This window comes from uncultured Ruminococcus sp., from assembly GCF_947301925.1.
Classification (GTDB): Bacteria; Bacillota; Clostridia; order Oscillospirales; family Ruminococcaceae; genus Ruminococcus.
Genome location: NZ_CAMYUE010000017.1, coordinates 14792 through 34531 on the forward strand (window position 1 = coordinate 14792; position 19740 = coordinate 34531).

At 51.0% G+C, this 19740-nt stretch carries 17 protein-coding genes; 10 read left to right on the top strand and 7 right to left on the bottom strand.

What is annotated here, in order from left to right; genetic code table 11:
• Positions 1-45: 45 nt before the first annotated feature.
• Positions 46-2400, top strand: a complete 2355-nt coding sequence (locus Q0Y65_RS13580; protein WP_297960891.1) for a glycoside hydrolase family 9 protein — start codon at positions 46-48, stop codon at positions 2398-2400.
• A 60-nt stretch (positions 2401-2460) separates the two neighbouring features.
• Here Q0Y65_RS13580 and Q0Y65_RS13585 read toward each other — a convergent pair whose 3' ends face one another.
• From Q0Y65_RS13585 to Q0Y65_RS13615, 7 genes are all read right to left on the bottom strand, one after another.
• On the bottom strand, positions 2461-3153 hold the full coding sequence (locus Q0Y65_RS13585; protein ID WP_297960894.1) for a hypothetical protein: 693 nt from the start codon (positions 3151-3153) through the stop codon (positions 2461-2463).
• Between the two features lie 240 nt (positions 3154-3393).
• The gene (locus Q0Y65_RS13590) at positions 3394-4095 is read right to left on the bottom strand and encodes a hypothetical protein (protein WP_297960897.1); all 702 of its coding nucleotides are present in this window, start codon (positions 4093-4095) and stop codon (positions 3394-3396) included.
• A gap of 264 nt (positions 4096-4359) precedes the next feature.
• Positions 4360-5052: a dockerin type I domain-containing protein gene (locus tag Q0Y65_RS13595; RefSeq protein WP_297960900.1), complete on the bottom strand. Its 693-nt coding sequence runs from the start codon at positions 5050-5052 to the stop codon at positions 4360-4362.
• 231 nt (positions 5053-5283) lie between these two features.
• Entirely contained in the window at positions 5284-6390 is a 1107-nt protein-coding gene (locus Q0Y65_RS13600; protein WP_297960901.1) for a cation diffusion facilitator family transporter, read from the bottom strand.
• A gap of 14 nt (positions 6391-6404) precedes the next feature.
• Positions 6405-7052 (bottom strand): SIMPL domain-containing protein, encoded by a 648-nt coding sequence (locus Q0Y65_RS13605; RefSeq protein ID WP_297960904.1) that lies wholly within the window; start codon positions 7050-7052, stop codon positions 6405-6407.
• Positions 7053-7075: 23 nt separating this feature from the next.
• Positions 7076-7423, bottom strand: coding sequence for a TerY-C metal binding domain-containing protein (locus tag Q0Y65_RS13610; RefSeq protein WP_297960907.1), 348 nt, complete (start codon positions 7421-7423; stop codon positions 7076-7078).
• Complete coding sequence (locus tag Q0Y65_RS13615; protein ID WP_297960910.1) at positions 7413-9650, bottom strand: substrate-binding domain-containing protein; 2238 nt, start codon at positions 9648-9650, stop codon at positions 7413-7415. The genes Q0Y65_RS13610 and Q0Y65_RS13615 overlap by 11 nt, the downstream gene beginning before the upstream one ends.
• A gap of 613 nt (positions 9651-10263) precedes the next feature.
• Between Q0Y65_RS13615 and Q0Y65_RS13620 the strand changes: the two genes are divergently transcribed.
• From Q0Y65_RS13620 to Q0Y65_RS13660, 9 genes are all read left to right on the top strand, one after another.
• Positions 10264-12189, top strand: a complete 1926-nt coding sequence (locus tag Q0Y65_RS13620) for an ABC-F family ATP-binding cassette domain-containing protein (RefSeq protein ID WP_297960914.1) — start codon at positions 10264-10266, stop codon at positions 12187-12189.
• 13 nt (positions 12190-12202) lie between these two features.
• A complete protein-coding gene (locus Q0Y65_RS13625) occupies positions 12203-13153 on the top strand; it encodes a dockerin type I domain-containing protein (protein ID WP_297960917.1) in 951 nt (316 codons plus the stop codon).
• A gap of 112 nt (positions 13154-13265) precedes the next feature.
• Positions 13266-13403, top strand: a complete 138-nt coding sequence (gene scfA, locus Q0Y65_RS13630) for a six-cysteine ranthipeptide SCIFF (protein WP_019679123.1) — start codon at positions 13266-13268, stop codon at positions 13401-13403.
• Positions 13404-13473: 70 nt separating this feature from the next.
• Positions 13474-14841, top strand: a complete 1368-nt coding sequence (gene scfB / locus Q0Y65_RS13635) for a thioether cross-link-forming SCIFF peptide maturase (protein WP_297960920.1) — start codon at positions 13474-13476, stop codon at positions 14839-14841.
• A gap of 136 nt (positions 14842-14977) precedes the next feature.
• A complete protein-coding gene (locus Q0Y65_RS13640) occupies positions 14978-15772 on the top strand; it encodes an AraC family transcriptional regulator (RefSeq protein WP_297960923.1) in 795 nt (264 codons plus the stop codon).
• 275 nt (positions 15773-16047) lie between these two features.
• A complete protein-coding gene (locus Q0Y65_RS13645) occupies positions 16048-17106 on the top strand; it encodes a M15 family metallopeptidase (RefSeq protein WP_297960926.1) in 1059 nt (352 codons plus the stop codon).
• 102 nt (positions 17107-17208) lie between these two features.
• Positions 17209-18858 carry a peptide ABC transporter substrate-binding protein gene (locus Q0Y65_RS13650; protein ID WP_297960929.1) on the top strand — a complete coding sequence of 550 codons (1650 nt, stop codon included), beginning with the start codon at positions 17209-17211 and terminating at the stop codon, positions 18856-18858.
• A 376-nt stretch (positions 18859-19234) separates the two neighbouring features.
• Complete coding sequence (locus tag Q0Y65_RS13655) at positions 19235-19432, top strand: FeoA family protein (RefSeq protein WP_363293568.1); 198 nt, start codon at positions 19235-19237, stop codon at positions 19430-19432.
• A gap of 13 nt (positions 19433-19445) precedes the next feature.
• Complete coding sequence (locus Q0Y65_RS13660) at positions 19446-19667, top strand: ferrous iron transport protein A (protein ID WP_297960934.1); 222 nt, start codon at positions 19446-19448, stop codon at positions 19665-19667.
• The last annotated feature ends 73 nt before the right edge of the window (positions 19668-19740 follow it).

Here is a 19740-nt window from a genome sequence, read left to right on the forward strand (position 1 = left end):
AAAATCTCATTATGGATAAACTCTCGTGAGGAAAGGAATGAGATCATGAAAACATTGAAAAGGCTGTCGGTTCTGGCAGCTGCGGCAGTTACAGCTGTAACAGCGTCTGCGGCAGGGCTGCCTGCTATGGCAGCGGCGACTCCCTATGTTGCCGACTATGAGGAGACCGACAACAACTGGGCGAAGGTGCTTCAGTACACCCTGCATTTCTATGACGCAAATATGTGCGGCACCGACGTAACGGGCAAGAGCAAGTTCGCGTGGAGAGGCAACTGCCACGTTTACGACGCAAAGGTGCCCATGCACCCCATAGACACAAAGGACACCGGCGTGAATATGTCCGAGAGCTTCATGGAGCAGTACAAGGATATACTCGATCCCGACGGCGACGGCTTCATCGACGTTTCGGGCGGATTTCACGACGCAGGCGACCACGTTAAATTCGGCCTTCCCGAGGCCTATGCCGCCTCAGTGGTATCCTGGGGCTATTACGAGTTCCGTCAGGCCTATGAGGAAATAGGCGAGAGGGAGCATATCGAGACCATATGCCGCCATTTCTGCGACTACTTCATGAGGTGTACCTTCAGGGACGGTGACGGAAATGTAGTGGCCTTCTGCTATCAGGTAGGCGACGGCTCCGTAGATCATGAGTACTGGCAGTCCCCCGAGATAGACGCCATGGGACGTCCCGCATTCTTTGCCACAGCCGATCTCCCCACTACCGACGACGTTTCGGAGAGCGCCGCGGCTCTGGCCATAAACTATTACAATTTCAAAGACACCGATCCCGAGTACGCCGAGAAGTGCCTTGATTACGCAAAGGCTCTCTTTGACTTTGCCAATAAAAACGACAAGGCGGTAGGCCCTCCCGGTGAAGGTCCCAAGAGCTTCTACGGCTCCTCAAAGTGGGAGGACGACTTCTGCTTCGCAGCAGGCTGGCTCTACCTCATCACCCGCGACCACGACTACCTTGCAGCCTGTGAGAAGTACATAGACTACTATGCACCTCCCGGATACGTTCTCTGCTGGAACGATATGTGGAACGGCGTAGGTATCATATTCGGACGCATACAGGACATATACCCCGAGGTCTGCGAGGAGACCCGCGTGGCCATAGGCAGGGGACAGTACGAGGTGCTGGACTTCTGGCAGATGGAGGCCAAGGCGCTCAACGAGGTAATGCACAAGAAGCTAACTCCCGCAGGCTATTTCCACCTTGATACATGGGGAAGCGCAAGATACAATACCGCCGTGCAGTTCACAGCGCTGGTATACGACAAGTATCAGAACGGCAAGGATCTCTATAACGACAAAAATCCCGATTATACCTTTACGGACTGGTCAATAGGACAGATGGAATACATCATCGGCGACAATCCTCTGGGCAGGAGCTACATAGTGGGCTACGGCGAGAACTGCGTAAAGTACCCCCACCACCGTGCGGCTTCGGGTCTGACAATGGCCGAGGATCCCGCAGAGCACAAGCACGTTCTCTACGGCGCACTTGCAGGAGGTCCCGATGAGAACGACGAGCATAACGACATCACAAAGGACTGGACGTACAACGAGGTCACCATCGACTACAACGCCGCCATCGTAGGCGCAGCCGCCGGTATGTACCTTGCCAAGAACGACGGCACCATGAAGCCCGAGGAGAACTTCCCTCCCGAGGAGAAGGGCGACGATACACAGCTGTTCTCGGGCGATGATTTCTGGGTAGCGGGCTATTGCTCTGACGTTCCGGAGACCACAGGCGCAGGCGTTACAAAGCTCACCTTCTTCGTGAATACCGATTCGCTGGAGCCCCGTGATGATATCTCTGTCAGATACTACTTCAGCATAGAGGAGTTCAACGAAAAGAAGATCCCCGGAAGCTTCGTGCTGGAAAAGACCTACGATCAGGTGCAGACCGAGGTGGCGGACAGAGCCGCTGTCTGCTCAGAGCCGAAACAGTACAAGGACGATATATACTATATCGAGATATCGTGGCCTGATTACGCCATAGCCAACTCCAACAAGAAGTATCAGCTCATCATCGGCAATTACTACGGTGAGAACTGGGATTCCACCAACGACTGGAGCAGGCAGGGCATGACAGACCTTACCAAGGAGGGCATAGACTACGATAATATAGTCAGCGGCGTTGAATACGCACAGCGCTGCGAGAACGTCTGCGTGTACTCGGGCGGCAAGCTCATAGGCGGCACAGAGCCCGACGGCACAAAGCCTGCAAAGGTGTATAAGGTCGCCCAGCTTGTGAGACTGAGAAGAATGCTTCTGGGCAAGGAACCCTTCAGCAGCGAGGAGGCTGCAATGCAGTTTGACTTCAACAATGACGGCAGCGTTGACGTTCACGACGACGCAGAGCTGAGGAAGCTCCTTGTGGCACAGGCGAAATAACATAAATAAAGGCTCCCCGGGGGGAGCCTTTTGCTTGTGCATAGTTATATATCCTGCCGATCAGTTGCTGAAGTTTGTGAGATATCCCTTGTTGTACCAGTCAAGGAGGAAAACATCGGCATTGTTTACATAGCCGTCGTTGTTAACGTCGAACTTGTAAACCTTGTATGTGCGGTAAACACCGCCCAGATCGAATGATGTAGTTGTATAAACACTGTAGTTTTCGGAGATGTGCTTTACATTTACAGCGTGGTTGATGATAGAGTAATCATCTCCGTCGATGTCCATGTCTCCGTCGAAATCACCTACGAGGAATGTGGGCAGTGAGTAAACAGCGTTGTTTATAGCCTGTCCGTTAGCCTTGTATGCGTATGCAAAGCTGCTTCTCTCGTGATAGTCTGCTGCACTGTCGCAGTGAACGGACTGTGATACGATACGGCCTGTTACGTTGGGGTCTGTGGGAACGAAAGTGCCTCCTTCATTGTAGAAGCCGGGGCCTCCGCCGTAACCGGGAGTGAGCGAACCGTATGCGATCGGAATGGAGGAAGGAGAAGATGTGTGGCTTGAATTGCAGGCAAGGCCGAAAACTACATGGTCAATGTTCTTTGCGTTAGGAACATAGTAAATCTTTCTGTAAGTGAAGCGTGCGGTGATGCTTGCTTCTGCGTTGGCTGACAGAGCGTTGGCTGCGGGGATAGCGCACATAACTGCTGCTGCGATTGAAGCTGTGATCTTTTTTAATGTGTGTTTCATAATCAGTTTTATCCTTTGTAAAATATTTGAGAAGTCGACTGCTCTGATTACTATTATATCACTTTCAGGAGAAAAATGCTGTTTGTTGCGCAGGGTTAACGTATTTCGGGGCATAGAAATATTCCGGTGAATTTTGTGAGTTTTGCTTTTTGGATGGTTCTATAAACTATATATATAGAATAAGGCTCCCCGAAGGGAGCCTTTCGTATGTGCATTATTCAAGTATCAATAAGTTAATGATTACTTAGGGAATTTTGTGAGACGGCTCTCATCATATGCTCTGAACATATCAAGGTCATCAGAATTGATAACGCCATCGTCATTTATATCAAACTGATACATATAAAGTGTTCTGTCAAGTACATAAACTGACCATGAATAGCCATAGTTGCTCATAGAAGAGTTAACAACAGCATCAAGGTAAGAATAATCGGCTCCGTCTACCTTCAGGTCATTGTTGAAATCACCAACGAGGAAAGCAGCCCAGTCATAATTATAATTCCTGTTAACGGAATAGTTAACGGCGTTATAAGCCTGCTGACCGTTTGCTCTGTATGCACGGCAGGTGCCGAAGCTGTCAGCGTAATCAGCGGGATTCTCGGAGTAAGCTGATACTGAAAGGAAAGGACCGCTGAGACGTGTGTTGGCGGTTACAGTACCGCCGCAGCTGTAATATGTATCGCCTGCGCTTCCGCCGCCTGCAACAGTTGCCTGATTGCCGATAAGATTATAGAAAGGTACTGAATCGTGGTACTTTCTTACTGCGAAAGAGAACTCAAATCTCTTTACATTAGCTGAGTAGTCTGCCCAGTATACCTGTCTGAATGTGTAGCGTGCGTTTGAGCTTACGGAAGCGTTTGCTGATAAAGAGCTTGCCATAGGAGCAGCACACATAACTGCTGCTGCAAGTGAAGCTGTGATCTTTTTAATAATGTGTTTCATAGTTTTAATATCCTTTGTAAAATTTAGTGTTTAGTATAATGAGAAGTCGACTGCTCTGATTACTATTATATCACTTTCAGGGAAAAAATGCCGTTTGTTGCGCAGGGTTAACGCAAAATGAGCAGTAGAAAAAATATGTTGGCATTTATAGTTATTGAAAAACTATATACCATTATTTTGATTTGTATATAATGAGCCGGCGAATTAAATAAGGCTCCCCGAAGGGAGCCTTTCGTATGTGCAATATATTATGATGTTCAGAGCTTACTTTTCAAATCTGTAAGTAGTGCTGCTGATGTACTGGAAGTGCATATTTGTATCTTCCTGATTGATAACGCCGTCATCGTTGATGTCGAACTGAAGAACAGGGATAGAATATGACTTGTTGTTGAAGTTGAAGTAAGCAATTGAGCCGTAGCCATAGTTGTTGCCTACCTTGAGAACGTTTATAGCGTGGTAGATGATAGAGTAATCATTTCCGTCGATGTCCTTGTCGCCGTCGAAATCGCCAACGAGGAAAGCGGGGCGTGTGTGTACAGAGTTGTAGGACTGCTGTCCGTTAGCCTTGTAAGCCTTGCAGTATACGTTGTTGCCCTCTCCGTAGTATGAAGGAGAGTCACAGTATACAGAGAATGAAACAGCGGGGCCGCCGAAGTATGAATTAGCAGTATATGAACCGCCGCAGCTGTAGTATGTATCGCCTGCACTGCCGCCGAAAGATGTAGTTCCGGGGATGATAGGAGTGATAGTAGCAGGTGAACAGTGGAGTCTCTTGTTTGTGAAGCTCAGGCTGAGGTTCTTAACATTAGCTGAACCGTCTATCCAGTATACTCTTCTCATGGTGTAGCGTGCGTTAGAGCCTGCTGTTGCGTTTGCAGAGAGTGCGTTTGCTGCGGGAAGTGCGCACATAACTGCTGCTGAGAGTGTTGCTGCGATCTTTTTGAATGTGTTTTTCATGGTTATTATATCCTTTGTAAAATTATTTGAGAAGTCGACTGCTCTGGTTATTATTATACCACTTTCGGGAGAAAAATCCTGTTTGTTGCACAGGGTTAACGGGCGGCAGGACGTAGAAATTGCCGCTCATTTTTTGTACAAATCGTCAAATGCGCTGTTGATTATTCTACCTGTATACGGAGCGTTGCACCTGATACCGTCAAAAAAGGCTCCCTTGTGAGGAGCCCTTTTTCAATCGCTTACGTCCGTATCAAGAGTTATGCTGACCTTATGATCGGGATATGCCTCCTGTGTTTCGGTCAGTATATGATCGTACAGTCCCCTTGGATCGGGAGCCGCAAAATCTATGATGATATCGAAGTGTATGGTCTTTTTCACCTCATCGAGGTAGAAGCCGTGTATCTGGAGTATATACTCGTGGGACATGACGTGTCTGCGTATATTCCCGTATATCTCCGCTGCACGGTCGTTGCTGGTGTTCACGGCGTATACGCTTATGCCTGCCAGTATGACCTTGTGCTCTGCAAGCACCTTCTCGGTGATATGGTGCTCCAGCTTGTCGAGCTCCGCTACGGGCATTGTATCGGGCACCTCTATGTGTACCGAGCCTATGAGCAGATCCGGACCGTAGCTGTGGAGCAGCAGGTCGTATGCCCCCTGTACCTCCGGGAAGGAGGTTATGGTCTGCTTTATCTCCTTTGACAGGTCGCTGCTTATGCGCTTGCCGATAATGCTTGAAAGGCTGTCGCCAAGCATACCCAGACCCGACTTTATGATTACGGCGGATATGATAACGCCCAGCCACGCCTCTGTGCTGATACCCGAGATAAGGTATACTATTGCGGCAAGGAGAGTGGAGGCGGAGATCACCGAGTCCAGCAGAGCGTCCTTGCCCGAGGATACAAGGGATTCGGAGCTGACGCTCTCGCCCTTCTTTTTCACATACAGTCCCAGGATTATCTTAACCGCGATCGCCACGGTCACGATGATTATGGCGGCGGCGGAGTAATCGGGTACTGAGGGGCGGATTATCTTCTTTACCGATTCCACCAGAGCGGTAACGCCTGCATAGAGGATTATTACCGCTATCAGGGCAGAGCTGAGATTCTCTATCCTGCCGTAGCCGTAGGGGTGGTTCTTGTCGGGGCGTTTGCCTGCCAGCTTTGTGCCGATAATGGTTATAACCGAGGACAGCACATCGCTGAGGTTGTTTACCGCGTCCAGAACTATGGCGATGGAGGAGCTGAGGACTCCCACCACAGCCTTGAATGAGGCGAGGAATACATTTGCCAGTATACCGATGATACTGGTACGGATTATGACTTTATCCCTGTTCAATCAATTACTCCCTTTCAGATTATTTCCCATTCAAATTCCGCACTGTCAGAGAGCTTAACGTCGGCGGGTTCTATGCTTACCGCCTTTGCCGGGAAGCACAGGCAGTCGTTGCCGATGCCGTAGCGCGTCTGTGATATCATGTTCTTTTCCGCTCTGTCGTAGCTTATCCTTATGAGCCTGCCGAGAGTCACGCCCGATGCCTGGCACAGCAGCTCTGCCTTTTTTCTTGCGTCGGCCGCAGTTATCCTGATAAGCTCCTCCTTTGCGGACTCCGTATCCTTTACGGTGAACTGCACCGACAGCTGGGGAGCCGCCTTTGAGGCCGATATCCGCCTGAGCACCTCGGCGAGGAGCACGGTGTCCAGAGGAAATTCCACGTTCATCTGATGAGCGCAGCAATAGCCCCTGAATACGCTGCGGTAATTGCCCTTTTCGTCGGGAAGTGATTCGTATTCCGTTCTCACGTCGAAGCCCGAGGTCCTGAGAGCGTCCTTCTCAAAGCCGCAGCTTTCGAGTATGCCGCGGATCTCCGCAAGAGAGTCCTCGGCCTTTTCCATAGCCTCACCGCAGTCTGTGCTTCTTGACTGCATATCCAGCTCAAGTCGTATCATATCGGGTGCAGCGGAAATGCTGCCCGATCCTCTTACTATTATAGAAGACATATCATCGCTCCTTTACGATCTTATCAGTAGCCGCCGCCCTTTACGTTCACGTCAGCCTCTGTACGGGCGATATCTCCCGTGAGACCGCACCAGCCGCAGGTCATGCGCTCCTCGTTGTTCCAGCAGCTCAGCTTTCCGCAGCGTCCGCAGAGCACGAATTTCGACGAGCCGCAGTAGGGGCAGCCGTTGTAATCGTCCGTATAGTCCAGACTTCCTTTGATCTCCGTCCTGTCAAAGCCCTCGCTGGAGGCGCGGCGCTCGTCGATGGGAAAGGCCCATGTCCTGAACCAGTCGCCGCCGCGCTCCTCGACTCTTACGCCGTAAATGCGCTTGCTCTCGGGGCATTTCATAAGTATAACTTCAGCCTTCATTCTCTTCCGCCTTTCTTTTCTGTTCCTCGCGGTATTCCGAGGGCGAACTTCCTTCGCTGGTACGGAACTGACGCACGAAATAATTGTATGAGGAGTAGCCGCATTCCCGTGATATCTCCGTGACCGTCATATCGGTCTGTGCAAGGAGAGTCTTTGCGTTGTCGATGCGGAACTGTATCATCTCCTCGATGATGCTCCTGCCGAAATAGGACTTGTATATCTTCTGGAGGTAGCTCTTGCTCAGGTAGAGGCTCTCAGCTATCTCGCTGATATTCCACGGCAGCTCGGGGTTCTTCTTTATCCTGTTGCGGAGAAGGCACAGCTTCTCGAACTGTGGATTTGAGGTGGGCTCCGATATGGTGTAGGAGAACACACGGTTCATGGTGGCCTTGTACATTGCGTCGGAGAGGTCTGCCGCAGGGGTGAGCGCAAGGCTGCATTTTCCCACAGTGAAGTCGATATTGCAGTTCTCCTCGCCGCTGTTGAACTGGGTCTCCTTTATCCTGCCGCAGAGGTCGTTGTATATGGTCTCTGCGCGGTCGGTGTCGGGACTGATGACGCAAAGGGTCTGTGAGGCCCACGCGCCGCATATCTCCCTGTTGCTGATACATGAGCGGAGCTTCTTTGCGAAGGCCGCCATTATGCTGTTGGACTTCTCCTCGCCGCTCTGGTAGTAGGCCTTTTTCAGGCCGTGGAGCTCAAAGGTCATGCACTCTATGGTGCCGCCGCCGTGCTTGCGGAACTTTGCCGCGAATTCCTGCTCTATGCCGCTCCTGTTGATGAGACCCGTGATATGGTCGTAGAGGAGGGCCTTGCTGGTGTTGAGTATAGTGCGGTTCATTATGGCCTTTATGCGTACCTGTTCAAGGGCGACATTGACGTAGTTTATCCATTTCAGGTACAGCGAGCTGAAGGAGCGGGGCTCCTTGCCGAAGGAAACGGCGCAGTAGCCGAAGAAATTGTTGTTGTAGTGGAGAGGGGATATGAAGAATGCCGACGGATAGCTGCGCTCCTCGCCGTAGTCGGGGAGTATCCGTGATGAGCTGAAATAGTCGTGGGTCTCGGCCTCGCGCCAGATAGCTGACTTGGCAAGTATGACCTTCATATCGTCGCCCACATGGAAGCTCAGCTCCTCTGCGTTCTTATCGACGGTGGCGTCAACGTAGCTCCGCGTGAGACATATCCTCACCCTTCTCATCTTATGCAGGAAGTAGGTATAATTATCCAGCCTGTCGGCAAAAGTGGAGATATTGTCTGCATTGGTGATATCAAAGAGCATATCGCCGTATAGGAGCTGTGACTCGAAACGGCTGTTTATGCTGATATTACGCAGTATGCTGTGGCGCAGTCCCGGGTTTTCGGCGCAGCCGCAGCTCTGTCCGAGGCGGAGCTCGCCGTTCTCGTTGGGAACCCTGCTGCATATCTTTCCCGTGATGATGCGGTAAAGCCTCCTTACCGCCTCTGCGCCCAGCTGGAAGTTGGGGCGGCTGTAGCTGGTAATGGAGGGAGTGGCCTGATAGCCCTCTATAGAGGCGTCATAGCCCGTAATGGCAATATCCCCGGGGACCTTCAGTCCCGCGTCGGTGAAAAGCTTTGAGAGAGTTATGGCCATGACGTCGTTTCCGCAGACTATGGCCTCGGGGCGTTCAAGCTCGCCGCTGAGTATGCGCTTTGCGTACTTTTTGGGAGCTTCCGTCCAGAAGTCGCCGTACTCGTACCAGCTTTTGCCCACGGTTATGCCGTGGCGCTTCATGGAGCTCTTGTAGCCTGCGAGACGCTCCTCGCCGCTGAAGGTGTTTTTCGGCCCTGTAAGGCAGTATATCTTCTTATAGCCGTGGACGGTGATGAGGTGGTCGGTTATGGTCTCAAAGGCCTCCCTGTCGTCCACGGAGGTGGTCTCGAAGCTCTTGTGGTCGTTGTAATCCAGAAGCATGACGGGCTTTTCCGAGCGCTTGCAGAGATTATCTATGTAACGGCATATCTCCTCGTTGTGGAAGGCGTTCCTGTCGTAGATGATACCGTCCAGGCTGTCTGAGAATATGAGGTCAAAGATGGTCTTTTCGGCGTCCTTGTGGACGGAGTGCAGAGAGAAGTTATGGAGCGGCGAAATAACGGCCACATCGCAGTTGCTTTTGAAGGCCTGAGTGATGATACCCCTGAGTATCTCGCTCTGGAAAGCAATATGGCAGTCTGAGATTATAACGCCCATAAGTATCCTGCGGCTCATTCTATCCCTCCTTCGTGATCGGCCTGCACGGGACAGCGTCCCCTGCGGCTCTCTGTGTACTATTGTATCATAAAAGTACGCGGATTGCAAGATGATTTTATATATTTGTTGTGAGAATTTCAAAAAATCTCCTTAAAAAGATAGTATTTTTCATTGTTTTTGTCCGATAAGGGTGTATAATATAAACGTAAGGTGTAAACGATACAGCTGACGAACGGAGAATCGGCTGCTATCACCGCTATTTATGCCTTTCAGGGGAAGGCCGCCCTCGGCTGCGCTGGGTATAGGCGCTCATTGCAGCAATTACGGCCACGGCTTCAGGAGCCGTTTAGTGCAGGACGATTTTTATAGACTCTCTCATTTTTATTCATTATCCCTCGGAAAAGGCCTCCCCAGCGGGAGGTTTTTTTCATTTTAATTGCAAAAGCTGCGGAAAATAGCCGTTTCTTGATGAAGTATGTATAAAATCCCCCTGAAATGACCTGCCAATTATATTTACCGTGACAGTTGACATTTTCGGCAGAACATGGTATGATAAGGTTATATAACTGCAGCCTGCACAAAGAAAGCATCATTTTTTTGTGCATACCGGCAGAAGCAAAGGAAATTCACTATGCTTGCAAGCCTAACCAATGTCAATAAATTCTATAACGGAGCGCAGGTGCTCTGCAATGTGTCGCTGACTATCGACGAGAACGACAAGATCGGACTTGTCGGCAGGAACGGCTGCGGAAAGTCCACCCTGCTGAAGATACTTACAGGTTCGGTAGAGCCCGACCGCTTCACGGAAAAGGACGGCGTCATATCGATGGCTGCCAAGACCACAGTGGGCTATCTGGAGCAGATGGGCGGCCTCAACAGCGAGAACACCGTCATCGAGGAGATGCGCAGCGTCTTTGAGCCTGTCCGCAGAGCTATCGACCGTCTCAGGGAGATAGAGCTGGAAATAGAGACGGGCGACGATTCCGCCGCAGACGAGTACCAGCAGCTCTCATCGTGGATAGAGGCCAACGACGGCTACAATACCGATGTGAAGATACGCATGGTGCTTAACGGTATGGGCTTCTCGGGAGAGGAGCTTGAGCGCACCGTCTCGGGATTCAGCGGCGGCGAAAAGACCCGTCTGTCCATTGCAAGGCTGCTCCTTGAGGAGCCTAACCTGCTGATACTGGACGAGCCTACCAACCACCTGGACTTCAAGACCATCATGTGGCTGGAGGATTACCTCCGCTCATACAAGGGCGCCGTGCTGATAGTATCCCATGACAGATACTTCCTTGACAGGCTCTGTACCTCCATATGCGAGATAGAAAGGGGAGTTCTGACCCGCTACAAGGGCAACTACACCGCCTTCGTCCGCCAGAGGGAGGAGAACGACGCACGCCGCGAGAAGGAGTATGAGATCCAGCAGAAGCAGATAGCCCAGCTTGAGGACTACGTCGCAAGGAACCTGGTCCGTGCCTCCACTACGAAAATGGCTCAGAGCCGCAGAAAGCAGCTGGAGAAAATGGAGCGCGTAGAGCGCCCCGTCCACGAGACAAAGAATGCGAAGATCCGCTTTACATATGCCGTGGAGCCTCCTTTGGACGTGCTGAAGGTCAAGGGCGCGGATATCTCCGTGGGAGAGGGAAGCGCAAGAAAGACCCTCGTTGACGGCATAGATTTTGAAGTGCGCAGAGGCGAAAAGGTGGGTATCATCGGTGACAACGGCATCGGAAAATCCACTCTCCTCCGCATAATACAGGAGAAGCTGCCACACAAGGGGATCGTCCGCTGGAACAGCAATATAAAGATCTCCTACTTCGAGCAGGAGAGCACCAACCTTAATAAGGAGCTCACGGTAATGGAGGAGCTCCACAGCCGCTATCCCCTCATGTCTGATCTGGAGGTCCGCAATTTGCTGGCTCAGGTGAGACTCGTGGGCGAGAACGTCTTCAAGGAGACGGGAGTCATAAGCGGCGGTGAGCGCGCCAAGCTCTGCTTCGCCATAATGATGCAGGAGCACGGCAACGTTCTTATACTTGACGAGCCTACCAACCACCTCGACCTCAGCTCAAAGGAGGCTATCGAGGAGGCGTTGGCTGAATATACGGGTACGGTCATTTTCGTGAGCCATGACCGCTACCTGCTCAGCAAGATCGCTGACAGACTTATCGAGCTCACGGACGGCACATACAGACTTCACAACTACGGCTTTGAAAAGTACCTGGACGTGCTCCGTGAGGAGCAGGCGGCAGAACGAAGGGCTGCTGACGCGGAAAAGCAGCAGAAGGCCGCTGAGGCCGCCAAGGAGAAGTCTGCAAAGAGCTATCGCAGCAAGCAGCAGAGAAGCGCGGACGCTGCGAGAAAAAACGAAATGAGACGCCTTGAAAAGGAAATCGACGACCTTCAGGCGCAGATAGACGCCCTTACCGAGGAGATCGGCAGGGAAGAGGTCTACAGCGATTACGAGCTGATGAACCGCAAATGCGCCGGGATCGAAGAGCTTAAACAGAGGATCGATGAGGATTTCGAGCTTCTTATTGAGCTTGACCAGTGAAAAGGAGTAATTTATGAAAAAGAAAACGCTTATGAGCTTTGCCGCTTCTGCGGTGCTTGCCCTTTCGGCAGCGGGTATCCCCGCCCACGGTGAGGCAGGACTGTTTATGATCGGTGATATCAACGGCGACGGAAATGTTGACGCAACCGACGCTTCCGCCGCACTTGCTGCATATGCGTGTACATCCGCGGGACATGAGTCCCCGCTCTATTCCTATCAGGAGGCAGCCGCAGACCTTAACGGCGACAGCAATGTTGACGCGGTGGACGCTTCCCTGATACTCTGCTACTACGCGTGGTCCTCGTCCAGCGATGAGGGCGCCATACTTACCGACTTCCTTGAGAAGAACGGTTTCAAGCAGCGCGTTACCGAGGAGGAAAAGGCTCCGGAGAACAACGACGGTGACGGGAGCCCTGCCGCCCCCGTACAGGAGGAGGCTCCTCCCGTACCCGAGCCCCAGAGCTTCGAGTACACCATGCCCCGCATCGACAGCGAGTATGCCGAGTGGTTCTGGGTGGGCGACTCCCGTACAGTGGGCATGGCAAGAGGCATAGATATCGACTATATCGGCAAGGTAGGCGCAGGCATAAGCCTGTTCAGGAACAACTACGACCGCATCTGTCAGATACGCGACAAGACGGTCATAATCAACCTGGGCGTAAACGACCTTGACAGCGGCGCTTATCTCAGACTCTACAACGGCCTGCCCGATGAGTTCCTGGACAACAACACTGTCATTGTGCTTTCGGTAAATCCCTGCGACGGCAATTACCGCTACCTCAACAGCAGGATAGAGCAGTTCAACAGCAACATGGCAAACGGTCTGGACAGCAGGATAACCTTCCTGGATTCCTACACCTTCCTCATGTGGAACGGCTTTGCCACCGTTGACGGTCTCCACTATACCGACGGTACCTACGTGGATATATACAACTTCGTTTTCGACAGCCTCAATGCAGGATAATGTAAAAAAATGAATTATTTTCAATAACTATTGCATTGAAGCTGATTATATGATATAATATTAGAAACTATTCTGCGGCGGCGTGCCGTATATTCCTATGGAGGGTAAAAAAATGAAACATATCAAGACTATCAATAAGGCTAATCTCAAGGAATCTGCTCAGAAGGGCGGCTGCGGCAAGTGCCAGGCTTCATGTCAGTCAGCTTGCAAGACATCCTGCACAGTTGCTAACCAGAAGTGCGAGAGATAAGCTCAGAGCTAAGAACAGCCGAGGCAGTATGAAAATGCTGCCTCATATTTTTTGAACAGAGGGTAAAGATATGATACATAAATATAAGCTTAACGGACTGAATATAGTCCTGGATGTAAACAGCGGCGGAGTCCATCTTGTGGACGAGCTCACATACGACCTTCTCGACAATGTGGAGCCCCCCTTTGAAGCCGAATGTCCGCAGTCCGTTGTGGACAAGCTGTCAAAGTCCTATGCTCCCGATGATATCCGCGACTGCTATGCCGAGATAGTGGAGCTCTACAACGACAAGATACTCTTCTCCGAGGACGATTACGAGAAGTATGCGAAGTATTCGGTAGCTTCTCCCGTAAAGGCCATGTGCCTGAATATAGCCCATGACTGCCAGCTCAGATGCAAGTATTGCTTCGCTTCCACAGGCGATTTCGGCAAGGGCAGAAAGCTTATGTCCTTTGAGACAGGCAAGCACGCCATAGACTTCCTCCTTGAGAATTCGGGAGACCGTCCCAACCTTGAGCTGGACTTCTTCGGCGGAGAGCCCCTCATGAACTTCAATGTGGTGAAGCAGGTTGTGGAGTATGCAAGGAGCCGCGAAAAGGAATATAACAAGAAGTTCCGCTTCACTATCACCACAAACGGACTTCTTCTCGATGACGATAAGATAGACTTCATAAACCGCGAAATGTCAAACGTTGTTCTCTCCGTAGACGGAAGAAAGGAAGTAAACGACTACTTCCGCGTTCTTCCCAACGGACAGGGCTGCTATGATATCATCATGCCCAAGTACAAGAAGCTTGTGGCAGGCAGAGGCGACAAGGAATACTATGTGAGAGGCACCTTTACCAACAAGAACCTTGACTTCTCAAATGACGTATTCGCCCTTAATGAGGCAGGCTTTGACCAGATCTCCGTTGAGCCTGTTGTAGGCGACGACGATATCTATGCCCTCACCGAAAAGGATCTTCCTGCTGTGTTTGCGGAGTACGAGAAGCTGGCTTTACAGCTCCTTGAAAATGAGAAGAAGGGAAAGAAGTTCAATTTCTTCCACTTCATGCTTGATCTGGATCAGGGCCCCTGCGCGATCAAGCGCCTGAGAGGCTGCGGCTGCGGAAACGACTATGTGGCTATTACTCCCGACGGAGATATCTTCCCTTGTCACCAGTTCGTAGGCATAGACGAGTACAAGATGGGCAATATCGACGAGGGCACCTTCGATCAGGAGATGAAGGCGGACTTCGCAAGGGCTCATGTTTACTCAAAGCCCGATTGCCGCGAGTGCTGGGCGAAGTTCTATTGCAGCGGCGGCTGCAACGCCAATAACTACCAGTATATGGGCGATATCAGAACGGCACACAAGATCTCATGTCAGCTCGAAAAGAAGCGTCTCGAGTGCGCTATCATGATGAAGGCTGTAAAAATGGCGGACACTGCCGAATAATGCGTAAAAAGGGGCGCTTGCCCCTTTTTTGGTTGCATGGGCGATGCTCACACTGCCCCCTGCTGCCTGTTGCATTTTTGTTCAGTTTATGCTATAATAATCTATATCATCATTTGATCCGGAAGGAGGGACGCTTATGAAGATCAACCGTATACAGCTTAATTGCCGCCGCGATACCGCTTTCGGCGGAGAGCTGGGCGCTGATCCCGTGCTCCTCCTGTTCAGGTCTCCCGTTATGTATATGGACAGCGGCGAGTCCCTGCGTACCGACGGCGCCTCTGTTGCCCTGCTCACCAGCGGCTACAAGCAGAGCTTCCGCCCGCTGAAGGGCAAGTCCCTGCGATACGACCTTGTCAGCTTCCGTACATCGGCTGCCGACAGACAGTATATCGCCTCTATGAACCTGCCTCAGGATATCCCCATAGAGCTGAAGGACGATTTCGTCATATCAGGAGCCCTGCGCTCCATGCAGTCCCAGTCCATGCACAGGGGAAAGCACTTCAGCGAGTTCATGGAGCTGTCCATGAGGACCATATTCATCGCCATGAGCGACGCGGCGGAGGATATCCCACCGTCTCCCGAGGAGAGGATACCGCGCTACGGCGAGCTGGTCAAGCTGAGACGGAATATCTATGACGCCCCTGTCAACAGCTGGTCGGTGGACGAGATGTGCGAGGATATGCAGATAAGCCGCACCTACTTTCACAGGCTGTATTTCGCCGCATTCGGCGTCACCTTCCGTCAGGACGTCATCGAGAGCCGCCTGCTCAGGGCTGCGGAGCTGCTGAAGGATACCGATAAGTCCGTAGCGGAGATAGCTGTGGACTGCGGCTACGACAGCGAGTCCTACTTCATGCGGCAGTTCAAAAAGCATAAGAACTGCACTCCCTCGGAGTACAGAAGGCGGGCTTTGTCGCCTGATGAACAGTAGAATTTTGTGGACATTTCATTCCGCTTAGTACACAATGTGCAAATTTTCATGAATTATTAGTGCAAAAAATCAAAAAAACACTTTACAAGTACAAAAAAATGTGATATAATACTGATTATGAATAAAATGTGATATATGGATACGCTTGGGGAGCAATTCAGGGAAAGATCCCGCACAATAGGTGCGGCGTATATACGCAGACAGTCAGACATCCCTCTTATTCAGTCGGCTGTTCCGATTATTACCGAATATACTTTAAGGAGCGATTTCGTTTTATGGCTAACGGAGATAAGCGCAGAAACCGCAAAAGAGACAGAGTATCTAAACGCTATAAGGTTAGATACGACAGACTCCTTGCGGTGGTACTGGTTCTTGTCGTTCTCATCGTTGTGCTCGGCTCTTGCTGTAAGAGCTGTTCGAACAAGGGCAAGAAAAAGAACTCCGCTAAACAGGCACAGACCACTATTATAGATAATACGCAGCAGTCCTCCATTGTTGATAACCTCGAATCAAGCAATGAGACCAGCTCGCTTATAACAGGCACTCCCGACGGACAGAAGCCCTCGGAGTCACAGTATACCACAGAGGTACATAAGGCTGATGACGTTAACAGAGGAAACCTCATCCTCGTCAACTCAGACCACGAATATAAATTCATCGAAGGCGATACAGAGCTGGAGACCATCTACTATAACCACGATGACGCACATTACCATGTAAGCGATCTGGTTACAAAGCTGGATACGGAGACACTGGATCACCTCAACCTGCTCATGGACGGCTTCTATGAGGCCGAGAGCAATTCCGATATCTATGTTATCGGAGCTTACCGCACCGCAGAGGAGCAGAGCGATAAGTACTACAACGGCAATTCCCAGTTCCAGGGCGGATTTTCCGATTACCATACGGGCAGGAGCTTCGATATAGGCATCTTCCCCACGGACGGTTCAAGCTCGGGTTACTATATGCCTACAGGCGTTTACGGCTGGATAGACGAGCACGCCGCTGAATACGGCTTCGTTGTCCGCTTCCCCGAGGGTAAGGACTCGGTTACGGGGGAGCGCCAGAGAGAGTATACCTACAGGTATGTGGGCGTGCCCCATGCGATTTATATGAAGCAGAATAAACTCTGCCTCGAGGAGTATATCAGCAAGATCAAGGAGTATAATAACGAAAGCCCCCTTGAGGTCACGGTCGGCAATAAGCTTTACCAGATATACTACGCTGCTGCCAGCGCTGAGGGAGATACAGAGCTCCCAGTTCCTGCAAACAAGACCTATACGGTATCAGGAAACAACGTTGACGGCTTCATCGTTACCGTAAGCATGAATTAAGGCTGTAATGTCCCCCGTTTTCGGGGGACATATTTTGATTATCGGATAACTGCCGCTGACGGCGGCAATGCCCTTCGGGGCGGAACAGAAACGGAGATAAATGTGAAAAAGAGAAAAATATATGCCATAGCCCTCTGCACAGCTATGGGAGCAGGTCTGCTCACGGGCTGCGGCGGAGGAGACAAGAAGGGCGACGGCGCGGGACATATGTACAGCGCGGCTCTGTCAGGAGACCCCAAGAGCCTTGACCCGCAGTTCGCAAGCGACCCTTCCTCGGCTACAGTGATAAAAAACCTTTACAGCGGTCTTATGATGAAGGACAGCAGCGGCGGAATCAGTTGCTGCAATGCCGAGAGCTACAGCACGTCCGCAGACGGCTGCGTCTATACCTTCAGGCTGAGACAGGACAATTACTGGTTCTTTGACAAGAACGAGAACGACGCCATAGACGATGACGAGTATTTCCCCGTTACCGCCAATGACTACGTTTTTGCATTCAGGAGACTGCTGGACCCGAAAATGCACTCGCCCTATATCCGCTATTTTACCTGCATAAAAAACGGAAAGCAGGTATCGGAGGGCAGCTTCAGGACGGACAGTCTGGGTGTTGCGGCTTTGGACGACTATACCCTTGAATTCACGCTGGAATATCCCTGCGCGGAGTTCCTGTCCCTGCTGACATCTCCTGCCGCATATCCCTGCAATGAGGAGTTCTTCGACTCCACAAAGGGCAGATACGGACTTGACGACAGGTCTGTAATGTCCAACGGCCCATTCTATGTGCGTCAGTGGTTCTACGACCCCTACGGCAGCAATAATATACTCTATATGCGCAAAAATCAGGTCAATGAGAACGAGCAGAACGAGATACTCCCCACCTTCGTCAGCTTCTCCATACAGGACAGCGACGCCGAGGTGAGACAGGCCTTCAAGGACGATGAGGCGGAATGCTTCCCCACTATGAAGGTGGGAGGCTATAACCCGAAAAAGTACAGGATCACAGGCAGCAAGGCCACTACTCTCGGTATGATATTCAATCCCGCGGACAGGTTCTACTCCAATGCCGCTCTGCGCAAGGCAGTTGCCCTTGCTGTGGACAGAGAGGCTCTCGACAAGGAGCTGGGCAGCGATATGAAGGCCGCATACGGCATAATACCGCCTGCTGTGGATATAGCAGGGAGAAGCTACCGTGAGCTGGCCTCGGACAGGCAGTTCGACGTATACGACCCGGGCAAGGCAAAGGAGCTCCTCGAACAGGCCAAGGCAGAACTGAAGGTGAGCTCCGTGGACAGTGTGAAGATCATCGTGGATTCAAGCACCGTCGATTCCCGCTATCTCCATATCCTTTCCCAGAGCTGGCAGGACAGTCTCGGTATTTATATAGGTATCGAGGATCTTACCGCAAAGGAGTTCGATGACAGGATCGCAAGCGGGGATTACAGCATCGCCCTTTATCCCGTCAGGGGCAGCTTCAACAGCGGACTTGCGGTATTGCAGCGCTTCGCCGAGGAGGAATGCCTGAAAAATGCGGCAGGCAGCGCCGACGGCTATGACAACGTAATGAAGAGCTCCTCGGTGAACGATCTGGTGAACAGCTATACAGCTGCGGAAAAGGCTATACTGGATCAGTACGGCTTTGTGCCGCTGTTTTACAAGAATTCCTATCTTGTGGCCAAGGAGGACAACGAGGATATAATCTACGACCCCTTTACGGGCTCGGTGGATTACCGTATCGCCAAGAATTACAGCTGATAGTCAGGGCTTTCCGTATCAGAAGCGGAAAAAATCGGATCCTGTGTTATTAACAAAAATGTGCGCTCGTATTTGTGAGATATTCACTATACGGGCGCTTTTTTTCGTAAAAGCGAGGCACACAAAAACGTCTGCTTCGCATACAGATCCCGCAGCGGCAGAGTGCGCATTGGAGCTTCGGTACAGGTATGACTGAGCACAAAAAAACGGTTAGCAGAAGCAAATATTTTGTTATGATATACAAACTTTACAATTGTACGACTAAAAAAGTTGACAAAGTGTGAATGCTATGCTATTATAAATACGTTATTTAATACTAACTCTGCATCCGACACAAATAATTCAATGGAAGGGTGAGAAAATGATGCCGCTTAGTTTGGCAGAACCTGAAAAAGAACTGACTATCAAGAAGCTGGGAGGTTCTCCCGAGATACGTCAGCATCTCGAAAATCTCGGATTCACAGTCGGCGGAACAGTCACGCTCATTAATATCCTCGGCGAGAGCGTAATTGTCAGGGTCAAGGAATCACGCGTTGCTATAGGCGCTGATCTTGCCCGCAGAATAATGGTATAAGGAGAGATAACGCATGAAAACACTCAGAGAAACAGCTGTGGGTTCAACAGCAAAGATCAAAAAGCTTCACGGCGAGGGAGCAATAAAACGCCGCATCATGGATATGGGACTCACAAAAGGCACCGTAGTGACCGTCCGCAAGGTAGCTCCTCTGGGAGACCCTGTGGAGATAAAGGTGCGCGGATATGAGCTCTCGCTCCGCAAGGCAGACGCCGAGCTTATCGAGGTCGAATAATTGCGGAAGGGGACGTTAAGTCCTTGAATTTTTGGCAATTAGTTAGTTGCACATAACTGAAAGGAAGATACTT